The organism is Actinomadura sp. KC216, from assembly GCF_004348535.1.
Taxonomy (GTDB): Bacteria; Actinomycetota; Actinomycetes; order Streptosporangiales; family Streptosporangiaceae; genus Spirillospora.
Genome location: NZ_SMJX01000661.1, coordinates 1 through 708, shown reverse-complemented (window position 1 = coordinate 708; position 708 = coordinate 1). Strand labels below are relative to the sequence as shown.

The 708-nt window shown below is 69.1% G+C and carries 1 protein-coding gene; it reads left to right on the top strand.

Annotation, left to right across the window (positions count from 1 at the left end; all coding sequences use genetic code 11):
* On the top strand, positions 1-389 hold a 389-nt coding region (locus E1264_RS42865; RefSeq protein WP_243711532.1), incomplete at its 5' end, for a DUF6098 family protein.
* Positions 390-708 lie beyond the last annotated feature (319 nt).

The window sequence follows — 708 nt, the reverse complement described above, 5'->3', positions numbered from 1 at the left end:
GACGTGGCGCTATGGGGAACAGCCCTTCCATGGCGCTGGACGTGATCACGACGCTGGATCAGCTGGCCGAGCTGTTGGAAAGCCGCCCGTGCCTGTTCGTGCGCTGGTCGGCCGACCCGGAGGCTGACCAGTCCCACCCGCACAGTACGGATGGTTTGACCGGTGCCGAGCTGCCGGGGCTGTCCGTCAACCCCCTCGCCGTGGAGCCGTGGTGGGGTTCCCGGTCGACGGTTCTATGGGTGGCGCGGCGCCTGCACGATTACTCGCACTTGGAAAGGGCCCGTGCCCACGGCGCGCGGCCCTGGGTGCTTGAGGGCGAGGAGGCCGAGAATCTGCTGAAGAACGACGCGAACGGCGAGTGGGGCCCCCTCGGCCGCGAAGGAGGCTGATCAGCCGCTTGATGCATCGGGCACGTCAGGAGGTCTAAGCGATCTCCTTGCTAATCCCGCTGGGCCCGTCGTACTGCCGGTCGGGCGAGGTCGTCCTTGGACGCCGGACAGTCCGTCCCGGCCGACTACCGCACGTCGTCGATCGCCATGGCGGCCGCCTCGGCGACTCGACCACGCAGCGCCCATCGGAGCACCGGCGGAACCGCGGCCCCACGGTCGTGACCCGCGCGGCGAGGTCGCCCAAGACGACCGCCGTCAATATTCAGGACGGGCATCCGGGGCGTGGGTGCGCTCCGAAGGGAGAAGTGTGGGATCGATG